16 protein-coding genes, 1 pseudogene and 1 other annotated feature are annotated in these 26,801 nt (G+C 40.8%); of the genes and pseudogenes, 8 read left to right on the top strand and 9 right to left on the bottom strand.

What is annotated here, in order from left to right; translation table 11 throughout:
- Window positions 1-180: 180 nt before the first annotated feature.
- From U1P77_RS06150 to dinB, 6 genes are all read right to left on the bottom strand, one after another.
- Entirely contained in the window at window positions 181-1,287 is a 1,107-nt protein-coding gene (locus tag U1P77_RS06150) for an asparaginase (RefSeq protein ID WP_414479049.1), read from the bottom strand.
- A gap of 117 nt (window positions 1,288-1,404) precedes the next feature.
- Entirely contained in the window at window positions 1,405-2,397 is a 993-nt protein-coding gene (locus U1P77_RS06145) for an IS110 family RNA-guided transposase (protein WP_321155342.1), read from the bottom strand.
- 413 nt (window positions 2,398-2,810) lie between these two features.
- Window positions 2,811-4,421: a FimV/HubP family polar landmark protein gene (locus tag U1P77_RS06140; RefSeq protein WP_321156470.1), complete on the bottom strand. Its 1,611-nt coding sequence runs from the start codon at window positions 4,419-4,421 to the stop codon at window positions 2,811-2,813.
- Window positions 4,422-4,478: 57 nt separating this feature from the next.
- Complete coding sequence (locus U1P77_RS06135) at window positions 4,479-6,347, bottom strand: type IV pilus assembly protein FimV (protein ID WP_321156469.1); 1,869 nt, start codon at window positions 6,345-6,347, stop codon at window positions 4,479-4,481.
- 452 nt (window positions 6,348-6,799) lie between these two features.
- A complete protein-coding gene (gene queA / locus U1P77_RS06130) occupies window positions 6,800-8,005 on the bottom strand; it encodes a tRNA preQ1(34) S-adenosylmethionine ribosyltransferase-isomerase QueA (protein ID WP_321156468.1) in 1,206 nt (401 codons plus the stop codon).
- Window positions 8,006-8,251: 246 nt separating this feature from the next.
- Entirely contained in the window at window positions 8,252-9,337 is a 1,086-nt protein-coding gene (gene dinB, locus U1P77_RS06125; RefSeq protein WP_321156467.1) for a DNA polymerase IV, read from the bottom strand.
- A 304-nt stretch (window positions 9,338-9,641) separates the two neighbouring features.
- Between dinB and tnpB the strand changes: the two genes are divergently transcribed.
- Window positions 9,642-10,793 carry an IS200/IS605 family element RNA-guided endonuclease TnpB gene (tnpB, locus tag U1P77_RS06120; protein WP_321156099.1) on the top strand — a complete coding sequence of 384 codons (1,152 nt, stop codon included), beginning with the start codon at window positions 9,642-9,644 and terminating at the stop codon, window positions 10,791-10,793.
- A gap of 34 nt (window positions 10,794-10,827) precedes the next feature.
- Here the strand turns inward: tnpB and U1P77_RS06115 are convergent, their stop codons facing one another.
- Both U1P77_RS06115 and U1P77_RS06110 read right to left on the bottom strand, forming a co-directional pair.
- The gene (locus tag U1P77_RS06115) at window positions 10,828-11,046 is read right to left on the bottom strand and encodes a DUF2357 domain-containing protein (protein ID WP_321156466.1); all 219 of its coding nucleotides are present in this window, start codon (window positions 11,044-11,046) and stop codon (window positions 10,828-10,830) included.
- Window positions 11,047-11,069: 23 nt separating this feature from the next.
- Complete coding sequence (locus U1P77_RS06110; RefSeq protein WP_321156465.1) at window positions 11,070-12,590, bottom strand: MrcB family domain-containing protein; 1,521 nt, start codon at window positions 12,588-12,590, stop codon at window positions 11,070-11,072.
- 340 nt (window positions 12,591-12,930) lie between these two features.
- On the opposite strand from U1P77_RS06110, the gene U1P77_RS06105 reads away from it, so the two are divergent.
- Both U1P77_RS06105 and U1P77_RS06100 read left to right on the top strand, forming a co-directional pair.
- Entirely contained in the window at window positions 12,931-13,635 is a 705-nt protein-coding gene (locus U1P77_RS06105) for a hypothetical protein (protein WP_321156464.1), read from the top strand.
- 126 nt (window positions 13,636-13,761) lie between these two features.
- Window positions 13,762-14,039, top strand: a pseudogene (locus U1P77_RS06100) (IS3 family transposase); the annotation flags it as partial.
- Window positions 13,914-14,030, top strand: a sequence feature (AL1L pseudoknot). (Overlaps the previous pseudogene by 117 nt.)
- 92 nt (window positions 14,040-14,131) lie before the next feature.
- Here U1P77_RS06100 and U1P77_RS06095 read toward each other — a convergent pair.
- Complete coding sequence (locus tag U1P77_RS06095; RefSeq protein ID WP_321156463.1) at window positions 14,132-15,334, bottom strand: AAA family ATPase; 1,203 nt, start codon at window positions 15,332-15,334, stop codon at window positions 14,132-14,134.
- Between the two features lie 510 nt (window positions 15,335-15,844).
- Between U1P77_RS06095 and U1P77_RS06090 the strand changes: the two genes are divergently transcribed.
- The 5 genes from U1P77_RS06090 to pglZ are packed head-to-tail and all read left to right on the top strand — an operon-like array spanning window position 15,845 to window position 26,637.
- Window positions 15,845-16,450, top strand: a complete 606-nt coding sequence (locus tag U1P77_RS06090; protein ID WP_321156462.1) for a DUF1819 family protein — start codon at window positions 15,845-15,847, stop codon at window positions 16,448-16,450.
- Window positions 16,451-16,462: 12 nt separating this feature from the next.
- The gene (locus U1P77_RS06085) at window positions 16,463-17,074 is read left to right on the top strand and encodes a DUF1788 domain-containing protein (RefSeq protein ID WP_321156461.1); all 612 of its coding nucleotides are present in this window, start codon (window positions 16,463-16,465) and stop codon (window positions 17,072-17,074) included.
- 10 nt (window positions 17,075-17,084) lie between these two features.
- Window positions 17,085-20,672 carry a BREX system P-loop protein BrxC gene (gene brxC, locus U1P77_RS06080; protein WP_321156460.1) on the top strand — a complete coding sequence of 1,196 codons (3,588 nt, stop codon included), beginning with the start codon at window positions 17,085-17,087 and terminating at the stop codon, window positions 20,670-20,672.
- The gene (pglX, locus tag U1P77_RS06075) at window positions 20,672-24,145 is read left to right on the top strand and encodes a BREX-1 system adenine-specific DNA-methyltransferase PglX (protein ID WP_321156459.1); all 3,474 of its coding nucleotides are present in this window, start codon (window positions 20,672-20,674) and stop codon (window positions 24,143-24,145) included. Before brxC ends, pglX begins: the two co-directional genes overlap by 1 nt.
- Window positions 24,145-26,637, top strand: a complete 2,493-nt coding sequence (gene pglZ, locus U1P77_RS06070) for a BREX-1 system phosphatase PglZ type A (RefSeq protein ID WP_321156458.1) — start codon at window positions 24,145-24,147, stop codon at window positions 26,635-26,637. Before pglX ends, pglZ begins: the two co-directional genes overlap by 1 nt.
- Window positions 26,638-26,801 lie beyond the last annotated feature (164 nt).

Raw genomic sequence — 26,801 nt, 5'->3', positions numbered from 1 at the left:
GAGTCAGGCATAAGTAGTCGTCACAATACATAAGATTTGTCATAATAGCCAGTCATCATGATTGCTTATGAGGGCTGCTTATAATGCTTAGTCATGAGACTTGGTAATAATAGTAGGAGTTGTTTTTATCAAGAGCTATTTTTATCAAGGTTTGCTTTTATCAACGTTTGTCGTTCGTGTTCAACGTTTTTTGACAGTTATGCCAGTCTGATTGACGCTATGCGTCCAGCGCTGCCGCCGCCGAGCAGGCGTGTCATAACGTAGCAACGACCATAGCAGGCGAGCATAGATGGCCGGAATAGTTAAGCGGCCACCAGCGATAACATGATAATCGTATTGCCAACTGCCCGCAGCATAACTGTCACTGACCCCGCCAAACGGACATTGGCTGGCACATATCACCATGTGACCCTGTTCATAAGCGAGCTGTAGCGCTTCCGCTAGCGCTGTTGAGTAAGGGACATTGCCTGCACCAAATCCCAATAATATAATTCCGCATGGCGGTTGCGATAATAACCCCTGTAACTGATTGCTCAACACTTCAGGATCATTCGGTAGACAATATAGCGCGTGAATTCGAGCCTGCTCGGTACGTGCTCGCATGCTATCTAAGATGGCATTTTGATCGTCAATCCAGTGCTGCCGACGTGTATCTGGTAGCGCTTTGACATAACTGTTAGCGGGATAAGCGGCGCGCGAATGACCAGTAAACGCCATAAAATCATGACTGTGTATTTTTTGTACCGTTTGCGCCGGCCACGATTCACCGCCAAAGCAAATCTTAACGCCTGATGCACCACCAGCTGCTAACTTCAGCGAATCGTTGAGATTACCCCAAGCGTCACTATTGGTATCAACGCTATATTTCTGTAGCACTTCACTGTCTAATAGCGGACGCATACTGCCAGTAACGACTAGGCAAAGATCACTACCTGCAAAAGCTTCAGCTAGAAAGGCTCCTAAATAACTTAAGGTATCCGTTCCCGTTATTAACACAAAACGCCGATGCCCCTGGGCATAGGACTCTAATAGTAGGCTATAAAAGTGCATAAAATCATTAGGGGTTAGCTGGCTGCTGTCTTTGATCAGCGTATTATCCAGCCACGAGATGTCAGGTAGTCCTGCGCTATCGTTGTGCTCAGTAAGCAGTTGTTGTAATGTTGGTAAAAACACTGCTGCTGATAGCGGTGCTAAAGGCCGTCCATAGCTCCCAAAGGTACCGCCAGCATAAATAAGCTGAAGAGAGTTAGGGTTGGGGACAGTCGTTGCTATAGAAGATAAGGACATAGTATAAACGCAGTAAAGAAAAGTAGAAGAAGTAGAGCAGCTAATAGAAATATATAATATAAACCCCACTCTCAACTATCATAATTTTGGCGTAGATACCATCTTGCCAAATCATAATCAAGCAGCAGTTTTGGCTATTTGAGGCTGATAAGGCATCTGGTGTTTTAACACACCAAAGCAGATATGGACAAGTTTTCGCATGGCAGCACAAATGGCTTGCATCTTACACTTACCATTAGCTAAGAGGCGCTCATATTGAGCTTTTATATCAGGATTCCATCTGGTTGAGACTACTGCTGCCATGTACAACTTAGCTCTAATAGCACTAGAACCATTTTTAGCCAAGCGGGTTTTACCTCTAAACTGACCGGACTGCACTTGCTTGGGTATCAGTCCTAAGAATGCTGCCGCTTGCGAGGCTTTAGTAAAGCTTTTATTGTGCATTAAGGACAGCATCTGTCTTGAGGTGGCAGGACCAACGCCTTTAATTGTCTGAAGCAGTACTTGGTCTTGTTTAAGGTTAGGATGATCCTCTACATGAGTATCAATGTCATCGTTGAGATTAGCTATAGCCTCTTTTAGGGCACTAATCATCTGTTCAATAGAGGTTTTAACGATAACAGCAGTATCCGTGGCATCCGCTTTCTCTTGACGGTTCTGCTCACGCATTAGGTCTTGTTGCAAAGCATCTAGGCGAGATAGCAGGGACTTTAAATGACGGGCTTCAGCCGGCGGCGGTGTCCATAGATTAGGTTTGGCACTATGGGCGTAACGCGCTAGTAGAATACTGTCTTGTTTGTCTGTTTTATGACGAGAGCCTAAGCTATCCGCATAGCTTCTGACAAAGGCAGGATTAACGATACTAACGGATAGCCCTTGGTCATACAGGTAGTAGGCGATGTTCTCATGATAGACGCCAGTGGCCTCTAAGATGATATGAATGTCGCTCAAATCTTCAGTCACGTTGGATTTGAGCCAGTCAATCAACTTTAAGAAGTCGGTACTGTCGTTCTTAAAGACTTTGGTTTTAACTTTAGGTTTTTCGATATCTTTAAGCCAAGCAAGATCAAGTTTGGCTTTGCTGATGTCTATTCCAATATACTGTGTCATCTTATTATCTTCCCTTGTTCATTCAGTGTCACTTATACTAAGGCACTTGGATACCATTCAGATTGTGAAGATGAAAGGATGAGCATTGGGCGTAATCTACGTTACAGTGTCTAAGCACTAAGGCTGTGGTCACGCTCACAATGCTCGTGAGTAGATGATAAAGTATATCAAGATTTGATTAAATTTAGCATCTAGTCAAGATACAAGGCTGTGGCTTTAGCCCAGCGTTTTTAGCAAATTGTTACGATTGACTGGGCTAAAAGCGCCAGCCTACGATAGCCCATATTAAGTTGAGAGTCGCGTAATATAACTAACAGTAAAGTAGGTTTACAGCTAAATAGACTCAGAACTAAATAGAAACAAGCATCCTATTATTATAAAATGCTTGCTAATACTAATTAGAATTAAACCTTCTAAGCCGTTCGATCGAGGAGCGCTTGGGCTTGATGTTGTTGCTCGCTATTACCTTGAGCCATGACTTCATTAAGTAAGCGTTTGGCACTATCATATTCGCCCAGTTTTAGGTATTGTTCGGCCAAATCCAAAGTCACTTGATTACTATCTAAGGTTTTGACAAAGTCAAAGTCTGCGGCAAAACGTGACATAAAGTCTGCTGCCGTTTCAGCATCAACACTGTTATTACCGTTTTCAATATCGCTTTCGAGGCCAACAATACTCTCTTCAACTTCGACTGGAGTCGTTGCCGTTGGTGAGCTGGGCGTAGGGTCAAAGTCGAAATCAAAATCATCATCTATGGATGTAGTGTCATCGAACGTTGCCGGTGTAGTAGGTGTATCAATCTGTGATTTGTTTTCTGCATCTGATGAATCAGTACCCTCTAAGGATAAGGTGAAGTCGTCTTCTGTAGCAGGAGCAGCAGCAACGGCGTTGCTTTCAGTATCATTATTATTACCGGCAACCGTATCAGTATCAAGGTCAGCATCAGCCGCTAAGTCTGCGAAATCTAAGACAAAATCATCATCTTCTAAGCTTATCTCTTCCAATCTGCTGTCGTCTTCTGCTGTGTCTACAGGGGTATGGTCTGTAGGAGTAGTCGCTTGCTCAGGCAAATCAAAGTCCAGAGTAAAGTCGTCATCTTCTGTATTTTCAATAGCAACTGGATTACCTGTAGCTGATTCATTGATAGCTGGGTCATCTGTAGCTGGCGTAATAAGATAGTCGTCAGTCGTAACTGAGCTTTCTTCCTCATTCATATCTAACTGTTCGACAGGTGTGAGGTTGGTGGCAACGGGCTCACCTGTATCAGCTTCTAAATTACTAGCGGATTCTAAGTCATCGGCAGACTCTAAGTCACCAAGCGTAAGCTCAAAAGTGTCATCCACGTTATTGTTAGCAGCACTGGTATCGTTTAGATCAAGGACAGGTTCTGATTGTTCGGTAGTCGCAGCCTTTTCTGTACTGGTGCTAGTCTCGGCAGTAGCCGTATCAAAAACACGGTCTTCATTGCTTTTTTCACTGACAGTTTGTGCAGTAGGTAAGTCAAAATCTAGACCGTCGAAATTACCGTTATTGTTATCAGCTTCTGTTACGACTGGCAGTATTTCTTGATCTTGCTCTCCAACTAACAAAGCTTTTAGCTCATCGGCTTGATTAATAGTCTCTGTATCGCTATGCGTTTTGATAGCATCATAGACTATATAAAAATCATCAAGTTGATCAGTTGTTGCATAGACGCTAAGGAGTTTAAGCAAAAGCTGGTTATCGTTAGGTTTTTCTATTAAACCACGATCTAGGGTCTCAATGGCTTTATCATAGCGCTGTTGATCCATGAAGCGCTGAGCGATAGCAGTGTTATCAAACTTATTTACGCTATTAGGGTCGCGCTGAGCGGTACTATGACGATCCTCGTTGTGTGTTGATATTGGCGCATTGGCTGCCGCATTTCTACCCGTCTGTATAGGCTGCTGTTCTGGTGGATTTTGCGCTTTATTTTTGCGCAGTACCAGTACGGCTACCAGTAAAATGAGCACCAGCCCGGCGATGATATATAGCATATTATCCATAGTTACTCCCACACCTACGATCATCATTGCAGCGCACTGCGTTGATCCGCTAGGCAATTATTGATTGCGTAATTTTTTAAGACGAGCCTGAAGCTCAGCAAGTTTTTGGTTTTGTAATTGTAATTTTCTAGTATAGCTACCAAGCGTACTATTCGTCTTTGACAAGCGACTGGCTTGTGCCGCTGTACGTTTTCGTGACGATTTGAGGGTTGCTAATATATCTGTACTTAGACCATTACCCGTTGCCGCCGCCGCTTTGGTCTGGGCGCCATAAGCGTTACCATCGCGAGCAGGAGCGAGGACAGAAAAACGCGCTTTTGGCAACGTCTGGGTGGTAGTGGTTACCGGTTTCTCAGGACTTTTAGTAGTAGCCTGATTAGAGGCTTGAGTAGTCTCGGATGATGTCTTAGGCGTTAACTTTGGCTGAGCGGCTGTTTCGATCACCGGCTTGCTTACTCGCTGAGTATATTGTCTTTGAGCGCTAATAGCCGCTTGCAGGCTTTGTTGTGATGGAATTACGTCATAATTAGATAGGTTCAGTCGAGTGTTTGCTTTTAGCTGATTGGCATCTTGATCAATAAAAGCATCAGGATTTTGAGACTGAATTTGGGTCATGACCGTTTGAATGTCAAGGTTGTTCTGCTCCGCGATCTGCTGCGAGATAACCCATAAATTATCATTACGTTGTACGGTGTAATTTATCGCAGAACCACTCATACTATTAGTTGGAATGTTAGCTGAAGCGCTAACGATGACCTCAGACGGTACTGTTTGTTGGGCCATGCTATTAGTATTAATGGTATCACTACTGGGCGGTACGTTTGAATTATCAGTATTAAGCTCAGCAGTTGATGTTGTTTTATTATCAGTTGGCGTTGATGCCGCAGCTGCGGGCTGAGTAGCCAATACACTGGTCTTGGGATTCGGGGTCTTGGGTTTCAGGGCATTGGTAGGCTGTATTTGCCGTGTGACTTGTATGTTTAAAATATCGAGCTGTTTATCTGTTATGCCGGTAGTGGGCGTATTACTATTTGATGTTGTAGTGTTTGTATTGGTCAATAATGTCTTGTTTGAGGCTGTTTTATTAGTAGCTAGATTACTAGAAACTATGTTGTTAGAAGCCATGCTATTAGCAGCGTTTATGCTCTCAGCGTTAGCTGGACTTGCACTATTGCTTGTGCTCAAACTGGCATTTGAAGAAGTAACAGCAGTTAGTATGCTACTGTTATTTAAGATAGTGTTTTTTGAACCATCATTTGAGCCACTATTAGGAGCATTAACGAGGTTGCCCATCTGCGGCATGGACATTGGCATTAACGCTGTCGGCAAATTTAACGCTTGAGTGGGTGGCTGAATGCGAGGCGACGACAGTAATGGTGGGGGCGTGCCCTTTCTAACCGTTAACGGTTGCGCGTTAGTTGTTGAAACTACCGGCAGGTTAGGCTTTTTTGCTGTCGTTATGACGGTATTAGAGGGTTTAATCGGCAGGCTATCATCAAGAGGCATGAGCAAGGTCTTAGGGATAACCTTACGTTGTCCTCCCTCATTAATAGCCAAGACCACATCAGCAAACGGCTTAGATACGGGCTGGGTCGTACTGATAAATAATTGACCAGCGGTAGACGATATAGGCTTGAAGCGCACGGTCATTGATGCGGTCGGCGTCAGTCCCATCTGTTTATAGACAACAGGATTGGTCAGACTGGCTGAAAAATCAGCCGCTTTAATATCAGTGACTATAATGCTAGCCGCTAAAGGCTCGTGCTGTGCAGACGTTATGATGGTCTTGCCCATAGTTGCCGCTTGTGCACCAGATGACATTACCACTGACATTGCCACAGAGCTGGCTGAACAAAATAACGCCATTGACACCGCCCGATGGGTGGTGGTCAAGCGATAAAAGCAATGAGGTAAATGCCAAGACATGCGCAGGCCTTTTATAGTGTCTATTTATATTAACTACGCGACTCTCAACTTAATAGGGGCTATCGTAGGCTGGCGCTTTTAGCCCAGTCAATCGTAACAATTTGCCAAAAACGCTGGGCTAAAGCCACAGCCTACGCCAAAAATTATGATAGTTGAGAGTGGGGTATTAACTGTTTTTTTATACTGACTTATCTTTAAGGACTTGGATTATAATCACTCAAATGCTAAGCGCTGAAACACCGAGCAGTGATACGTTGCCGATATTTGAAATCTTAGCAACTCACTGCTTTGACTCAGCTTATAAGCAAGCACCTCAGAATATAAGTTACTGCTGTTGTTATAACAAAATACAGTTTAGTTTACCAGCTTATTCCATAGCAGTTGTGACCAATATGCCAAAGCACGCTTCAAGTCTTAATTTTATCGAGTCGCATTTCTATCTAATGACCGTTCTATCTACTAGTAGTCGTTCTATCTAATAGCATGGCATCGCCATAACTAAAAAAGCGATACTGCGCCTCAATAGCGTGCTGATAGGCGTTTTCAATAGCGTCTTTACCTGCAAATGCGGATACTAACATTAACAAAGTGGACTTGGGCAGGTGAAAGTTAGTCAGCAAGCGATCGATAACCCCAAACTTAAAGCCCGGATAAATGAAAATATCGGTATCACCTGACCAACTAGAGAGCGCTTGACCATTAATGGCTGTTTTTTGATAAGCGGTTTCAAGGACGCGGGTTACGGTCGTGCCGATAGCAATGACTTGTTTGCCATTGGCATGCGTTTGGTTGATTAAATCCGCGGTGGTTTGCGGCAGGTGCGCATATTCACTGTGCATAGTGTGGTTAAGCAGGTTTTCTGTTTTTACCGGAGCAAAAGTACCCGCGCCAACGTGCAAAGTAACAAAAGCAGTATTAATGCCTTTTGCCGCCAGCATTTCCAGTACGGTATCATCAAAATGCAAGCTGGCCGTAGGTGCGGCAACGCTAGCAAGTTTAGCAGGATCATGAAAGACGGTTTGATAACGGGTATTATCAGTGGCGTCTGCATGACGCTCGAAGTAGGGGGGAATAGGCAGTTCACCATGAAGCTCGAGATTGGGTAAAATTGGCTCGTCAAAGGCAAGAATAAACAAATTATCTTGGCGTCCAATCATCTCACAATGCATATGACTATCGGCAAGCACCAAACGCTGACCAAGCTTCGGCGCTTTACTGGCTTTTATATGGCATAGCGCGGCGTTTTGCCATGCAACAAGCGACTCGTTGTCAGTATTTGATAGGGAGTCAATAGCATATAAACGAGGGTCTGCGCTATCCATTAAACGCTCAATCAACACCTCAATCTTACCGCCCGTGTCTTTATTGCCGAACAGTCGAGCTTTCATGACCTTAGTGTCATTAAAGACAATCAAATCGCCAGCGTTAAGTAGATCTGGCAGCTCAGTAAACAGATGGTCTTGTACCTGACTGGTCTGTGTTGCCTCAACGCTAGCTGGCAAATATAGCAACTTAGACGCTGAACGCTGCGCCAATGGGTAGCGGGCAATTAAATTATCAGGCAGTTCATAATCATAATCAGCCACACTTAAATAATCCAAGATGTGATTATTTGTATTGTCATTATTGTCAGAAATTATAGCGTGAGAGTCAGTCATAATAGGTCTTTAAATAGATAAATATTTTGGCGTCAGTTTAGCAGAAATAGGGTTATAAAGTTTTACTTTACCAGCCGTTTTGCGAACTACAAGAATAGTTGTTTATAGATTAAATAGCCTGAGCAATAAGGATGACTAAATAAAGGCTCATAAAATTTTTATTTAACCAAAAAAGGAAATTTTACTCAAAAAACATCCTGCAAATAAAAATATCTTTTGCACAAATGCATCTTTTGAATAAACGCATCACTCAAATAAATTTAGCTGGGGCAGTAATTGCGTGGCAGGCGTCAAGGAGGAATAAGTCACACCAACTAGCCTAATAGGTAGCGCACGCGGAATATCTAAAAATAGCTTATCTAGCCAATAATGTGCGGACTCGGCACTGACAAAAGCATTAGCTAGCGTATGTGAGCGGGTAATTTGGGTAAAGTTGGCATACTTAATCTTCAGAGTAATGGTATAGGCAATCAGCTGTTTGTTGTGCATTTGGCTAAAGGCATCGGCATTTTGCTCATAAATTTGTGCTAGCAATTCATCATCCACGCTCAAGTTATCTCGAAACGTGGTCTCAGAGCCGACGGACTTATGCTGGCGCTCAGACTTAACAGGACGCTCATCACGACCATGAGCAATATCATGATAAAACTGTCCGCGCTTACCAAATGCCTGCACCAATATTGCTGCTGGCGTGCGCCGAAGATCCGCTCCGGTACTGATGTCCATAGCGTGTAAGCGCCTGGCAGTTGCTTTACCAATACCATGAAAGCGCTCGATAGGTAGCGTGCTAATAAAGGCATCGGCATCTGCTGGGGTGATAATTGCGGTACCGTTGGGCTTATTAATATCAGAGGCAATCTTGGCCAGCATCTTATTGAATGAGACGCCTGCGGAAGCTGTTAATCCTGTGTGCTCTAATATTTGTGCCCGTAACCAATTGGCCATTAGCGTCGCTGAGCCTTGATGTACGGGTAGTCCGGTGACATCAAGATAAGCTTCATCTAAAGATAACGGTTCAACGTGCGGGGTCAAACGGCGCATAATTGCCCGAATATCGGCACTAACCGAGCGGTATACCTCAAAGCGTGGTCGCACAAATATCACCTCCGGACAACGTTTGCGAGCCTCATAGCAGGACATTGCCGAGCGTACACCAAATGGGCGCACCTCATAGCTTGCCGCTGCAACCACACCACGCCCGCTTGGATCACCGCCAACCACTAACGGCTTGCCACGAAGCTCAGGAAAATCACGCTGTTCTACGCTGGCATAAAAGGCGTCCATATCTAGATGAATAATCTTACGTAAATTCGGTTTTATAGGAGCTGTCATAGGTGCTATTTTACCTTATATAGCCCCTATTTTTTAGTATTGATTTATAAAGCATATCCTTAATTGGAAAAATATATTAGAGACGACACAGTCAGTACGGCTATTCGTAATCTGTAGCGCATAATCATGCTGTGACTAGCATTGAACCATGATAAAAACAAAGTCTGATGGTCGTTATTTAACACCTCAGCGCAGAACTCCCCTACTTCTAAAGTAGTGGGATGAATGCGTATTTTTGGGTTACTATTTGGCGTATGTGTTATAATAATTAATAATTATACCGCTAATTACAAGCAACTTCTATATGAGCAAACAAATCCTTAAAGCCTATAAAATCAGACTGTACCCGACAGAGGATCAGCAAATATTCTTTGCTAAGTCGTTTGGTTGCACCCGCTTTATTTGGAACAAGATGCTGAATGATAAGATTGAACATTACCGAGAAACCAAAACCGAACTAAAAAATACTCCAGCTCAATACAAGACTGAGTTTGAATGGTTAAAAGAAGTGGATAGTTTGGCGTTAGCCAACGTCCAGCAAAACCTACGCAGTGCTTATAGTAAATTCTTCAAACAAGGTTCAGGCTTTCCTAAATTCAAGAAAAAAGGCATCAAAGACAGCTACACTACCAATAATCAAAAGGGTACAGTTTCAGTCACACAAAGCAGCGTTAAACTGCCTAAAATCGGTCACATCAAGGCGAAGATACACCGCTCTATCAATGGCTTAATTAAAAGCGCTACCATCAGCAAAAGCCCATCGGGCAAATACCATGTCAGCCTACTGGTTGAAACAATGGTTGATGATCTACCTAAAACCCACTCCAATATCGGTATTGATTTAGGATTAACAGACTTTATTACTTTATCAGACGGGTTAAAAGTTGCTAATCCTAAGTTTTTATCAAAACTTGAAATTAAAATGGCCAAATCTCAGAAGATATTAGCCAAGCGCAGACTAGTTGCTAAAACTCAACAGCGTAAGCTGTCAGAAAGTCGTAATTACCAAAAGCAGCGCCTAAAAGTTGCCAAAGTGTATGAAAAAATAACCAATGCACGCAAAGATTTCCTGCATAAACTCTCATTCAATCTCATCAAAAACCACGATGTTATTGCAATTGAAGATTTGAACATCAAGGGCATGGTTAAGAATAGAAAGCTGGCCAAAGCCATATCGGACAGCTCATGGTCTACTTTTACCGCCATGCTTGCTTATAAATCAGAATGGTATGGTAAAGAGCTTGTCAAAATAGACCGATGGTATCCATCGTCTAAAACCTGCTCAGGCTGTGATCATGTACTTGCTAAGGCTGAATTACCATTATCTGTGAGGTCTTGGCAGTGCCCAAATTGCTTACAGAGTAATGATAGGGATATCAACGCCAGTATCAACATCCTAAATCAAGGATTACGCTGTCTAAAGAATAAAACTGTCGGTGCGACAGGGTTAGCTTAGTGAATTTGCCTAACCGCTGATACAGAATATCGTATCAAGTATGGGTATTACCTAAGAAACCGCCACCTCTATAGGTGGTCGGTAGTTCATTAAAACGGTTCTCTAGTGTATCCACACTCAGCTGTTTTTTCGTGACTTGGTAGCGTTTGTCGTACAGACCGTTAGTAAAGTCTTCTTTGATTTTTGCACCCAATCGCTGGGGTAATTTACCTTTTAAACGCGCCGCTTTGTTATAAGAGGTGTGTGATTGCAAGCGACTGTGCGGTGCTTGATTGATTACTTTAAGAAACCAATACTTCTCTCACCACTGCTATCGAGCGCAGGTAAAAATTCAACAGCCGCTTGTGCGTGGATAGGATAACTTAGGGTGTTAGGCCTTACCGTCGGGGTAAAAAAGTGATCAAAGTTATTAGGGAAAAACTCACCAAAATCGAAGCTTAATGCTCGATCAATAACTTTACGAGAGAAGCCATGGGTGGTTTCATCCATATTTACCGTGCCAGCAACGATTAAATTAAAAGGAATACTTAACCCATGCTCACAAAACAAATCCCATTCTCTATCATATTTTGACTCGCCAAAACCTAAATCACTACGCAACTTAGTCTTGGCGTCACCAATCAATTGCTGGATAGTGGCTGATTTGAGCAGCGGGTCACAGCAATAATCAAAATCATCGCCTTGCCACTGCCATTCACGAGTTTCTAATACCGATAGATAGTCTGCAAAATACTGCTCAACAGGTGCTAGGTTCATCTCATCTAAGCACAGCCAATAGGGCAGAACCTCATCTAATTGGTCTTTTTCACCAGTAACGACCAGCCGAGCATCATCATTGATATCGTTAACCGTCAGCTCAAGCCCAGCATCAAGAATCGCTCGCCACGCTTTGGCGATAAATTGTAGCACTTCCGTAGTGACGTACTCAGCATCACCACTCACACTCAACCGCGATATATAACCCAATATGTCACTCGGCTCATGCCAGTCTGGACGAACTGAGGTTAGGCAATAGGTGTCGCTAAGACTACCTGTGGCTTTGGCCTGTTCACGGACAAAACGGGTTTTACCCGTGCCGGAGATACCGGCTAGTAGTAGGAAGGGTTTGGATAGGTTGGTTAAATGATGAGAGACAGATTCTATCTTATTTTCAGGAGGTTCGATTTTTTCTAGTGGTTCGGTTTTAGCGAATTGCTGTAATTCCATATCAATATCCAGCGCTTCCATCTTCTGATAAAAAGATAATAGTTCCAGTAAATCCTGTTTTAGAGTCTGGCTATCTAGCTCCATATTTAGGTCGTAATACTTGGCGACTATATTTGCGGTTTCGTACGATTTACCTAATGGTGTATTTGCATTTAAGTCTATCTCTTTTTCACCCCAACTGTTTAGTTCAGGAAATTTTGCAAGTATATACTCTTTGATTAAATCTGCTCTGAGATCAGCTTCAGTTTTACCGAAGTTCTTTTTAGGCTCTGTAGTGCCTTGCATCAAAGACAGATAAAAACCTGAACCATCAGCACTGAATAAATAAACAGGATATATACCATCCTGAGTGGATTTTGTTATCTTAGGGTTGAGGATTGAAAGCCAGGGGACATTAGACCAATTTCCAGCGCCAGCACTGGCATTTATTTGATAGGTATCATCAAAGCCTTTAACGATAGTAGCTATTTCTTCTTTTAGATCGTTTCTCAAAAAGTTAGCTATAGGATGATTTGTAAAAGGTTCTTTGGTCGCTTGAACCCAATTAGACGTAAATTTCTCTAACTTTTCTGCAAGACTTATGTCTACCATTAACTCATTCATCCAAAATTTAGCAAAATGTTAATTCCAATGTATTCATCAGTGTACACAATAGGCATGAATTAGGGGAAATAGAGAGCAAAATTGACCAATTTTATTCCTGAATATATTAGGAAGTGTAACGATTAGGTCACATAGCGAAACTTGTTTTTTGACTTAGCATTTTCACAAAGTTGACTTATATATCTAAAAGGTACTGAATAAGGGATAATACGCCTCATAGATTTTGACGCACTAAAGACACTTAAAAATAGAAGTGGGCTTAGAAGCTCCTACAGCTTTGTAGTAACAGACATCTACTAAATTTAACTTAAAGAAAAGGCAGTACTGAATGACCAATAATAACCCTTATAACTTTTTACCCTTAAAGCCTACCGGCAGGAATGAGACGGATACCGCTAATACCTATTCTCCTGAAGACATGATTAAGATATACGAGCAGCAGTTTTTAACCCAAGTACCTGATGAAAAACTAAAAGAATTCCCATCAGTTCTAAAAGGTTTTTATGACATTGATGATAATACTTTAGATATTTGTGCGGTTGTTTTCGACGCAGTTTCTGACTCCTGTATCATTTATAATCATAAGGTAAAAGTAGGAGATTATGAAATATTAGGGGGATTAGTAAAAGAAGAGCTGGCAGAAGACGAAATCTATAAAGATAGCGAAGGCTATGAAGATAAAGAAGTGCAAGCCTATACCTTAGAATGTAAGCGTACTTTTTTCATCAATGAGATAGAACTGCCTTATCATTTTAATTTGTTTATTCACGGTGATGGTTATTCTACTTTAACAAAAAGAGAGACCTTATTAGAAAAAATATACTGGTTTGTAAGTGACGGATTTGAAGAGAATGTATTAGGTGACTCTGAAGATAAAGAAAGCTTGACGTCTATTAATGAGCAGTTAGCAAGCTCAAGTATTCAGGAAATGGATATGACTACCGTACATGAAATAGTCGACTATGTAGAAGACAGTATCATAGACGATGAAATGGTAGAGGCGCTTAATAAGCTATTGGATGATGCAGAATAGTACGCTAGATATCGTTCCGTCCTAGAATTGGTCAAGGTTTTATAAGTGAGCCTGATAATGAACCGCCCCGGGATTGTCGGAGACTCAACAATCTGAGAGAATACGACAATGAAAAAATAAAACTACACTCCTGAAACCCTTCGAGCATGGCATAAGAAGCATGTTGAACAAAGCATACCAGCCATTGTACAAGCTCAAAGCTTCGAGCAGCGTATTAAAGAGCTGGAACGTGAGAATAAGGAGCTTAAACAAGCCAATGAGATTATACGCAAGGCTGCTGCTTTTTTCGCCCAAGCGGAGACGGGCCGCAAACCGAGATAATGGTTGATTTCATTGATGACCATAAAGATGAGTATGGGGTCGAGCTGATCTGTAGAGTCCTACCGATTGCCCCATCAACTTATTAAGGCCTTGTCATGCTCACCTTCACCCATGACGAGTAGGGTGGTTTTGTTGACTGATCTAGTCAGCTTACGCTTTGCCACAATCTAGCTCCTTATAGATTTGGTATCGCGTCAAACGCGCCAGCCATATACTTAGCGTAGAGGTTGTCATCATTACGAACCCCTTCCATATCATCAAGCCGCCAAGCTTCTGAAGCCTGCTCGTATTTTTCTACCAAATAAATTTGATGTTTGTTTAATAAGTTAAATACCTCAGGGGTATGGCAACTAAAGATAAGCTGAGCGTTATGAGGGTTGTAATGCGATGAGCGGAATAAATCAAATATGGCAGGCAGAAGAAGAGGGTGCAAATCATTATCGAGCTCATCGATAATGGCAACACCGCCGTTCTTAAGGACAGGAAGTATAAGCCCAAGCAAGCTATAGGCAGATTGCGTACCATTAGACTCTTCATAAATAATCAATTCAAACTCTTTATCACCCACTTTGTGAATGCCAAAGGGTAGTAGCATTTCTTTCTGTTTACCTTCACTCATCACCAATACTTTTTTGATGTTGATATGATCGATACCTGTGTCGAACTGACACAATAGCTTCTCAGCGGTTAGCTTCAGTGCATTATCATTATTAAATAGCTCCGTCATTTCAGGTATGGATTCGCTAAGGCTACCAAGCCTACCCATTGAGACTACGTTAGTTTTATAGTGATTGAACATATTAACGATTGCTTCTGCCAATGGCTCATCGAGCAAATTAGCATAACTGATAAGCGAGGCATTTTTTTTCACATCATCGGCTAAAGAAGGGATAACAAAGTTGCGATGCTTATAGGTTAGTTGGTCATCTTCATGATGACGTATAAATATATAACTAAATTGGCTACTGGTCTTTTTGTATAAGGCTTCTTTAATTACCCTGTTCTGTGTCAAAGTCAGCTCATAGCGATATTCTTCATAAACGTCATCAGCGTTTTTGAGTAAAAAGCCAAATTCAAACTCGGATGACTCATTATCACTTAGCGCAAACTGGCTAAAGGGTATGGCCTCTTCTGAATCAAGGCTGCTGGTTGAGTCACACATAAACCAACGTAAAAATGCAATCGCTTTTAGCAGTTGAGTCTTACCAGAGCCATTAGCGCCAAGTATGGCAGTGACTTTATTTAATCGATATTGGTCTTGCATGGTATCAATATAAAAATCATAGTCAGTCTTAGTAGGTTGTTTGCCCAGAGTGAATGATACTTCAGTAGACTCTGGGTAAGAGTAGAAGTTATTAAATCGAATATAAGTAATCATATTAAGTCACTTTTAACGAAATATTGTGGTTTCATTGATAATATAGCATATTAATCTTCATAAGGTATTACTAAGCGTTTACTTAAACTCTCATGTTTCCTGAGTCTTCACCGTGCTTTATTCTAAGTTCTTTAAAGCTCACTTGGCCGTAACACTTATATTAGCTCTACGACGACTCCATTATTCGGTCAATAATCTATCTCTATCAAAGAAGAGGATTATTCATGCACATACTAAAAAGAACATTAATTTATCAAGTGATTGTTTTAGGGCTGTCGTTTGAGTTAATCGTATTAGATGTAGCAGCAGACTTTGTGACAACAAAAGCATTAGCGGAACAGAGGAATGTATCAGCTGAATTTAATCTTGGATTCAGGCACCAATCTAAATCATACTGTTTAAGCCACACACAGAACCATGTACAATATTGCCCTTCAGAAGTATCTAATAAGCACCATCACAAGCGCACAGCTGCTAAAGCTATATTGAGCGCACCTCAAAGGTAGATGAATGAAGATTAATGATCAGAAATACAATATGTCATTTACGGCTGGTGCACTGCTACAAGCAGAGTCAGTGACGATAGCCAAACTGTACCTTGAGTTAGGTGATTGGGATGAAGTGAAGGGAAAAGTCATTGTAGATAATCTGCTTCAGTCTAGAGCTGTAAGCACACTCAAGCGGTTAAGCTATGAAATTATATCTCGTTTGAGCACCCTTACTACTGAAGAGCTGAGCCTGCTTGTAGACAGTGATTACCAAGATCAAGCTTATCTGATATGGATAGCAATTTGTCGGCATCATAAATTTATTGCTGATTTTGCTACTGAAGTATTGAGAGAGCGTTTTATCACTTTCAAGCCAGATCTTCAATACTCGGATTTCGATGTTTTTTTTAATCGCAAGTGTGATTGGCATAGTGAGCTTGATAGTTTGAGTATAAGTACAAAGAAAAAACTCAGACAGGTACTGTTTAAAATGCTTCGAGAAGCTCATTTCTTAGACGGTAAAAATAATATCCAAGCCACTATTTTTAGCCCAAATTTATTAGAAGTTATTGAGCGTAATGGCGGAAGAGATATCATGTATTTCACAGTATCTGAAGCTGCCGTATAAAGGAATGTCATCATGACTATGAGCGATGTAAACGCATGTGATAAGAAAAGTTACGACCATCTTCTTGCTGTTGTTTCAAGTGAGCGCTTTCTTAAAATGCAAGGTCTAGGTAATGAAGTGCCATTTTTCATCTGTCCATTTAGACCGGAAGAGCTAAATGAGATGCTGCGTCTTGAAGATCAACTGACCAAACAGCTGAAAAATAAAGGCATCAATGTACTAAGTATTAATCTATATGACCTATCGATAGAGTTACTCAAAGAACGTGAGATTTTTGAGCAGATAATAGAGATGGAGCCAGAAATTTCAAAAGAGCAGCTTAAAGAGCTCCTTCAAGGGGTCTTAGATCCTGAGTCTCATCTTGTCCCAGCTATTGCCAATAAGCTGAATAGTACAAACTATGATGTTTTATTTTTATCTGGCGTTGGCGAAGTATTTCCCTATATACGCTCACACAACGTTTTGAATAACTTGCAAAGTACTGCAAAAGACAAACCAACCGTTATCTTTTTTCCAGGAGCCTACACTCATTCTTTAGAGTCTGGCGCATCGCTCGATTTATTTGGCAGACTGCATGATGACAAATACTATCGCGCATTCAACATTTATCACTGTGAAGCATAATGAGGCAAGTATGACCGCTCTTAAAACTATATTTCAAAAACCAGTAGACCGTCCAATTGAAGGTGTAATTAAGGCTGATGATGAAGCCAGTCTACGTTTAGAGTTAGAAGAGTATGTGCTAACAGATGAGGTTGAAGATCGCCTAATCTCGTTTTTTGATGCTTACAACGACTATCAGATTGCTAATGGTGTTTGGTTATCAGGATTCTTCGGCTCTGGTAAATCACATCTATTAAAAATGTTGGCACTATTGCTCGAAAATAGAAAAATCGATAACACATCAGCGCTTGAGCTATTTTTACCTAAATGTGGTGACAACCAATCATTGAGTACTAGTCTTCAAAAGGCTGTAGCGATTCCTTCAAAAAGCATCCTGTTCAATATTGATCAAAAGGCAGATGTTATCAGTAAGACTCAAGTCGATGCTTTGCTTGCTGTGTTTGTTAAAGTTTTTGACGAGATGTGCGGTTATTACGGTAAGCAAGGACACATTGCCCAGTTTGAACGAGACCTTGATAGTCGTGATCTTTATAATAATTTTAAAGAGTCCTACGCATCCATCGCAAATAAATCTTGGGAAAAAGGACGTGAGCAAGCAATACTTGAAGCAAAGAATATTGCTCAAGCTTATAGCCAAGCGACAGGAGAAGATCAAGCGCTAGCGATGGGAGTCCTAGATAAGTACCGTAGTCAATATCATGTTTCGATTGAGGATTTCGCAGCACAAGTTGATGAGTATATTGAGCGTCAGATCAAAGAACATGGCTATGATGAATTTCGGTTAAATTTCTTCGTCGATGAAGTAGGGCAATATATTGCTGAGAACGTTAAGTTGATGACTAACCTTCAGACCATTGCTGAGAGCTTGGCGACCAAGTCTCGTGGTCGCTCTTGGATCATTGTGACCGCTCAAGAAGATATGGGTACTGTTGTCGGTGAGATGGGCAAGCAACAAAGTAACGATTTTTCAAAAATCCAAGCACGTTTTGCCAATCGGATGAAGCTTACCAGTGCTAACGTAGCAGAGGTTATTCAAAAGCGTCTTCTTGTTAAAACTGACGAAGGTACTCAGTTGCTTTCAGGCATCTATGCTAATCAGTCAAATAACTTCAAAACTTTATTTGATTTTGCTGATGGATCACAGACATTTCGAAACTTCAAGGATGAAGAGCACTTTATAAATAGCTATCCTTTTATTCCTTATCAGTTCACCTTGTTCCAGTCCGCTATCGCTGATCTATCACTACATAATGCTTTTGAAGGTAAGCATAGCTCAGTCGGTGAGCGTTCTATGTTGGGCGTGTTTCAGCAGGTAGCGATAAAAGTAGGTAGTCATGATATAGGTCAGCTAGCGACTTTTGACTTGATGTTCGAAGGTATTCGTACCGCATTAAAGTCCAATATTCAACGTGCTGTTATCAATGCAGAAATGCATCTAGATAACGAGTTTGCAGTTCAGGTACTAAAGGCATTATTTTTAGTTAAGTATGTCGATGGCTTTAAGTCCACTATCCGTAATATCTGTGTCTTAATGCTGAGTAGTTTTGATGAGGATGTCTCTGTACTGCGCCAGCGTGTAGAAGAGGCTCTCAATCTGTTAGAGGATCAAACCTACGTACAGCGTACAGGGGAAATATATGAATACCTTTCTGACGAAGAAAAGGATATTGAAGAAGAGATAAAAAATACGGAAGTGGAGGCAGCTGATGTTGCCACTGAGCTTGAAAATATAATTTTTGATCAAGTTATAAAAAATCGAAAGATTCGTTATAACACTGGCTCATCAGGAAGTCAGGGACAAGACTACTCTTTTTCTCGTAAGCTTGATGATAAGTTATATGGTCGTGAACATGAGATAGGTATTAATATTATTAGTCCGTTTTATGAGCATGCTGAAAACGATGAGATGATGTCTAACAAATCTAACTTCTCTAGTGACGAGTTGTTTGTGGTGTTGCCAGCTGATTCACGTCTGATGAATGACATAACGATGTATAAACGCACAGAGAAATACGTCAGGCAGAATTACTCTATTGCCCAGCAAGAAACAGTAAAACGTATTTTAGGTGAAAAAGGACAGCAGAATACTAAGCGTCAAGCTGAATTGCTACAGCGAATTAAGAGCCTCATCGGTAAGGCTAAATTATTGGTAGCAGGCATAGAGATTGATGTTAGCTCAGAGGAGGCACAGACTCGTATTGAAAAAGGATTCCATGAGCTTGTTTCTCGAGCCTATCCCAATCTACGTATGCTACGTGACACGTCATATACAGAGAGTGATGTAGCGAAGTTTCTTGATTCCTCACAACAAGATATGCTTCGCGATGATGCCCTCGCACTAGCCGAGCCAGAGCGCGATGTAATGGCTTTTATCCAGAGAAACACTAAATCAGCGATACGTACTACGGTAAAAGCCTTGCTGGAGCAGTTCGAGAAAAAACCTTACGGATGGTCGTATACAGCAGTACTGAGTACCCTTGCAAAGCTGTGCGTGAATGGCAAGATCGAAGTAAGTATGGATAGCAATGTACTAGAAGATAGTGATCTTGCTCGTGCCTTGATTAATAATAAACATCAAGCTAATTTGGTATTAGAACCACAAGTTGAATTTACAGCATCGCAAGTTCGTCAACTCAAAGAGTTCTATGAAGACTTTTTTGCTAAACCGCCTAGTAATAATGAAGCAAAAGCACTGGGCAATGAGACGATTGATACTTTCAAAGAGTTGTTAAAAGATCTTGAAGGTTGGTCGGCACAGTCAACAAGCTATCCGTTCTTAACTACGTTAGAGCCAGCGATTCAGCGTATTAAAAAATTAGTGAAAGAGTCTTATGCATGGTATCTGACTGAGCTCAGTCCAGATATTGAAGATGAGCTTTTGGAGTTAAAAGAGAAGGTACTAGATCCAATCTATAGATTTATGAATGGCTCGCAAATAAATATATACGACGACGCTCATAAGTTTCTAAGAGATCAATCAGCTAACTTCGATTACATTGAAAAAGAACAGGTTAGAGTCCTTAAAACGAGCCTGGATGATACGTCTATATATAAAGGGGGTCAAATACAGAAAATAAAAACTTTATTAGACAGCCTAAAAATTAAAATCGATGAATCTCTGAAGCAAATTCGTAGCCAAGCGATTGAAACGCTTGAGCAGATGCAATCGCGTATGCAAGAAATGGATGAATATAAAAAACTGCCAGATATTAGGCAAGCAGAGCTCGATGCCCCTTATGTAAAACTAATTGAGGATGTGAATGAGCAAGTGCTGATTGCCGTTATCAATGATAGATTGCAGTATTTCAAAGATAAAGGCTATTCAAATTTATTGCAAAAAATGGTAGTGATGGCAACCCCTAAGCCAACGCCAGTGCCTTCAAAAGCAAGCAATGAAGATGGTAATAAAGACGAATCACAGGTAGCTAAACCTCAACAGGTGAGTGAGCCTAAGAATGATTACATAACTTCGAGTAAGATAAATATACCTTACGACCGAGCTTGGCTAGAGAATGAAGTGGATGTAGAGCGTTACCTACAGGCTATGAGTCAAGCGCTGTTAAATGAAATACGTAAAGGTAAAAGGATTTATATTTAATGGAAACCACTAAGCTTAAGAATTTTGCTCAGAAAGCTCGTACTACTTTAATTGAACAAATTGCAACTAAGCTTAAGTTTGTACGCGCAGAGGAGAGCCTAGCCAGACGTGAGAATCCTATTGCCGTTAAAAAGCTAGAAGATCTTATCAACCAACAGTCCGAGCAGGAAGTCGTCGAGCGTATAGCCTATATCTGGTTCAATCGATTCTGTGCGCTTCGCTTCATGGATATGAACCGCTATAACAGAAGCCTTGTCGTGTCTGCTGCTACAGGAGATACCCAGCCTGAGGTATTGGCTCTAGCAAAAACAGGAGAGCTTGACGATAGAGTAGTATCAGTAGAAGTCCGTGATCAAATACTTAATCTACTGAGTGGTAAAGCGCCTAGCCGCAATCCAGAAGCGGAAGTTTATCGTCTTCTGCTAGTGGCCTACTGTAACCAATGGCATGCATCCATGCCGTTTTTATTTCAGCGTATCGATGATTATACAGAGCTGCTGATGCCTGATGATTTACTGTCAAGCAGCTCTGTTATGGCTAATATGCGTGAAGCGATGCCAGCAAGTGCTTGCGAAGATGTTGAAGTAATCGGTTGGTTGTATCAGTTCTACATCTCAGATAAAAAAGACGATGTATTTGCAGACTTAAAGAAGAATAAAAAGGTAACGCCAGAAAACATCCCTGCGGCTACTCAGCTATTCACTCCGCACTGGATCGTACGTTATTTGGTAGAGAACTCACTTGGTCGCCTGTGGTTATTGAACTATCCAGAATCAAAACTTGCTGACTGCATGGAGTACTATATAAAGCCTGCTGAAGATAATGATGATACAGATTATCTAAGAGTAGCGAGTCCAGAAGATCTTAAAATTTGTGATCCAGCATGTGGCTCAGGTCACATGCTGACTTATGCTTTTGATTTGTTATACGCCATTTATGAAGAGCAAGGCTATGATGCTATAGATATACCCTCGCGTATTTTAACTCATAACTTGTACGGTATTGAAATTGACGAACGTGCCGGAGAGTTAGCCGCTTTTGCGTTAACTATGAAGGCACGAGATCGTCACCGTCGATTCTTCAATACAGGTGTGCGCCCAAATATCTGTGTACTTGAGCCAATTGATTTTGATGATGATGAGCTGAATGAGTATATGGATTTTATCGGTCGTGATTTGTTTACGGCTGACTTAGAGACGACGCTGCGCCAGTTTGATGAGGTAAATAACTTTGGCTCTTTGATTAGACCAAAGCTAAAAGACGTTGCTGAGATTTTAGAGCAGTTAGAAGCGACTGATGTATCAGGGCAGTTATTCTTAGGGAATACTCATCAAAAGGTGCTTAAGCTTTTAAAACAAGCAGATTATTTAATTCCACAGTATCATGTTGTTGTTGCTAATCCACCATATATGGGTGGTGGAGGGATGAATGAACGTCTAAAAAACTGGTCTAAAATTAACTACCCTAACAGCAAGTCAGACTTGTTTGCTATGTTTATTGAGCTTAACTTGGATCTAACACAAAAGTTAGGAATAGTGGCAATGATAACCATGCATAGTTGGATGTTCCTAAAGTCGTATGAAAATCTTCGTGAATATCTTTTAGAATATAGTACGATTTTATCTATGGCGCATTTGGGTACAAGAGCCTTTGATAGTATAGGTGGTGAGGTTGTTTCTACTACAGCTTTTATATTAAAAAATGCTAACAATAAGAACCAAAAAGGAAGCTATTTACGATTAGTCGAAGGAAAGTCGGAATCTGAAAAAGAAAGTATGATTTCTGATATTAAAAATAATAAAGATTGTGAGTTGGTTTATTATGTTTCCGCTACTGACCTGAAGAAAATAGATGGATCACCAATTGCTTACTGGGTTAGTGATCGTATAAGAGAGTGCTTTGATAATCCAAATATTAAATCATTAACTATTTCAGATGGACAGACTAAAACTGGTAATAACGATAAGTATTTAAGATATTTATGGGAAGTAAGTAATTCGTCGAGTGGAATTAATAAAAAGTGGATAAAGCATCCTAAAGGAGGAGGCTTTCGTCGTTGGTATGGTAATTTAGATACTTTAATAAACTGGTCACAAACGGCAAGACAGCACTATCGAAGTGATAGAGTTGCTAGGATTTTGCCAGAATATTTAAGGTGGAAAAAAGGGTTTTGTTGGACTTTAATTACATCTGGTAAGCAATCTTTTAGAATAATAAATGATGATGAGATTTTCAATCTAGCTGCGCCTACTTTATTTCCTAAAGATGAAAATAATTTGCTTTTCTTACTTGGTCTAGTGAACACACCAATAACAGAATATATCGCTAAATTGATGAATCCAACAATAAACTTGAACGTTGGTGATATCCAAAATATACCTTTAATAGACGTTAATAAAAATATTGTTAATAGTAACGTAGAATTAATAATAGGACATTCAAAAGAAGACTGGGATTCATACGAAGACTCATGGGACTTTACTAACTTACCACTGCTTAAAGAACAGTATCGCAAATCAAAAATAACAGACGCCTATAAAGAATTACGCATTCATTGGCAACAAATGACCGATGATATGCAGCGCTTAGAAGAAGACAATAATCGCATATTTATTAATGCTTATGGTTTACAAGACGAGCTAACCCCTGAGGTTACATTAAAAGAAATAACCTTAACCTGTAATCCCTATTATCGTTATGGTGGCGTCAAGACAGACGATGAGCTAGAAGCGCTCTTGCTAGCCGATACCATGCGTGAGCTGATCTCGTATGCAGTCGGCTGTATGTTTGGTCGCTATAGTCTAGATAAGCCAGGATTAATACTCGCCAATCAAGGTGATAAAATAGAGCATTATACTGAACAGGTACCTAGCCCAAGCTTCTCACCTGATAAAAACAACGTGATTCCTATATTAGATGCGGGGTGGTTTAGTGATGATATTGTTGAGCGTTTCCTTAAGTTCATAAAGATAGGTTTTGGTGAAGAACATTATGAAAGCAATATGCAATTCATTGAGTTAGCGCTTGGTAAGCACGACAAACCACGTGATATCCGTGATTACTTCTTAAAAGACTTTTACAACGATCACATTAAGCGTTATAAAAAACGTCCTATATATTGGCTGTTCTCGAGTGGTAACTTCAATGCGCTTATTTACATGCATCGCTATCAGCCTGATACGGTAAGCATAGTACTTAACGATTATCTGCGCGAGTTCCGTACTAAACTCACTGCCTATAAAGACCAGCTTACGGCAATTAATATTAGTAGTAACCAGAGCCAAAGTGAAAAAACTAAGGCGTTAAAAGAGTTGGACAAGACCACAAAAATGATTACTGAGATGGAAGAGTACGAACGAGATGTACTCTATCCTCTAGCGACCAAACAGATAGAGATAGACCTAGATGATGGCGTTAAGGTCAACTATCCTAAGTTTGGTAATGCATTAAAGAAAGTGGCGGGGCTTAGCTAATGAATGATCGCATCATAAACGCATTACAGAAGCTGTTTAAGCGTCATCGTATTGTCTTTTGGTACGATACCAAGCAAGAGCTGCGTGACGACTTTGACAGCCTAATACTACAAGATGTCGAAAAAGTGGTATTGGATAATAATGAGTTCAGCATTAAATACAAAATAATGCGTGAGCAGCCCAATCAAAAGTTCCTGCTCTATCATGCAGGGGCTCAACCTGCGCAGCTGGACAGTTGGTTACTGGATGTACAACTGGCACATGGTGAGTTCCGTACTGATCAAGTAGCTATCTGGCTCTCAGAGCTATCATTGGGCATTGAGTTTGCAGAGGTTTTAAAGGATCACACGGAGTTCTTTCGAGCCAATAGCCGTAAAGAAGCGCTAAATAAACTAATAGATCCTAATGACAGCTCCGGTATGATTCAGCTAAAGATGCTGGCAGTATGCGCTAAAAGCGAGCCTAAAATGGATTCAATCGTTGAGAGTCTATTACAGGATTTAGCTAACGAGAAAGATGAAAAGCTCAAACTGATAAGTCGATGTGGTCTTGATAGCTTTTTTTGGGAAGAAATGAGTCGGTACTACGGTTATAAGTCTGATGAGCCTGGTATTCGTGATTTTGCTATTGAGCTATTTAAGTCCAGCTATGCAATGGCGACTGGTGGTCAGGTGAAATTGACAAGCGATGCGCTCGTGTTTCTGAAACGTTGGAAAGACAGTAAGCAGCATCAAGACAGCTTTGAGAAACTATCAGATAGCTTTGCCGATGACCTTGATATCGAAAATGATCTAAGCAATCGTGACTTCCAACAATTGATCGAAATCGATTACTTCAGCTTAATCGATAACAAAATAATCAACGATTTGGCTCATGCGGTTCTAGCAAGTGATTTTACTGCTGAGCAAGTTGCCGTTTGGATTCGCCAACGTCGTCAGAGCCATTGGTATTCTGAATTCGAACATATTTATCAAGCACTTGATAATGCTGCTCAATTTGTATCCCTCTTTAAGCAAGTCAAGATTGATATGGATAGTTTCGTTCAAGGCATAGAACGCTATACCCAATCTTGGTATAAGCTTGACCAGTTTTATCGCAAGTTTATCTACCATAAGCTCGAGTCTGGAGAGGTATCGTTTCTCAAAGATCTCAATGATAGAGTAGAGAATCTATACTCTAATAGCTATCTTCTTAAGTTAGGTAATTGCTTTCAGGAGTTTGTCGAGGCAGAACCCAAATGGGATGCATCGCCAATTCTTAGACAAGATGGCTTTTTTAAGCATTGGGTAAGGCCGTTCTTAGATAACAATAATAAAGTATACGTCATTATCTCAGATGCCATGCGCTATGAAATAGCAGACGAGTTGGTTAGCTTGATTCGTCAAGAAGATCGTTATAGCGCTGATTTAGAACCTATGCTATCAATGTTACCTAGCTATACTCAGCTTGGGATGGCAGCCTTGCTACCTAATGAAACATTATCCATTGCAGACAACTCTATGGTATTTGTAAATGAGCAAAGCTCACAGGGCACTGTTAATAGAAGTAAAATACTTAAAGCCGCCTTACAAGATCGAGGAGAGGCAATTACAGCAGATAAATTCATGCAACTCGATAGAGAAGGCAGTCGAGAGCTGTTAAAAGCCAATGAAGTCATTTATATCTATCACAATCGCATAGACCATACTGGCGATAAAATGCACTCTGAAGGAGAGGCTTTTGAAGCTGCTGAAAAAACATTGCAAGATTTGATAAAAATTATTAAGAAATTAGCCAATGCCAATGCTAATAATATATTAATCACTGCCGATCACGGGTTTATTTATCAAAACCGTGCTATAGATGAAAGTGATTTTTCAGGTGCTGAGCCTAAAGGTAAAGAAATTTCGTATCGAGATCGTCGATTTATACTGGGTAAAGGTCTAGTTGATTCACCAGGCCTGCATAAATTCAGCTCTGAAGCGCTCGGCTTAAGTGGTCAAATAGAGGTGCAAATCCCTAAGTCTATCAATCGCTTGAGACGTAGTGGCTCAGGCAGTCGGTTTGTCCATGGTGGCGCATCATTGCAAGAAGTGGTCGTTCCTGTAGTCAGCATCAATAAAAAAAGACAAAGTGACACCACAGCGGTCGAGGTAGATATCCTACGGGGTTCGAACTCTTTGATTACTACGGAAGAGCTTACCTTCAGTATGTATCAAAGTACTTCCGTGACAGAAAAAACCCAGCCTCGTGTACTAAGAGTGGGTATTTACACTGAAGCGGGGGAGCTAATCTCGGATAGCCGTGAAATGACTTTTGATCTACGCTCAGAAAATCCTCGTGAGAGAGAACAGCAGCTAAGCTTAATACTTACACGCAAAGTTGATGAAGTTAATGGTCAAGAAGTCATTTTAAAGCTAGAAGAAAGGGTCGGAGGCACTTCGCACTACAAAGAGTACAAATCGCTTAGATATACAGTAAGGCGTTCGTTCACTAGTGACTTTGATTTTTAATGTTTTTTAAACTGATTGTTCTGTTTACTTTAAAAATTCAATAGTTTGATCAGTTTGTATTAGCGGATCGCTGTAAAGAAATTGATTGTTATAAGTGGTTTGTTTAAGGTGGGGTTTTTCAAAAACCTGTTATACATAGTCTGAGGTATGTTGTGGATAATGGA

The organism is Psychrobacter sp. LV10R520-6, from assembly GCF_900182925.1.
Classification (GTDB): Bacteria; Pseudomonadota; Gammaproteobacteria; order Pseudomonadales; family Moraxellaceae; genus Psychrobacter.
This window is presented reverse-complemented; position numbering and strand designations above follow the sequence as displayed.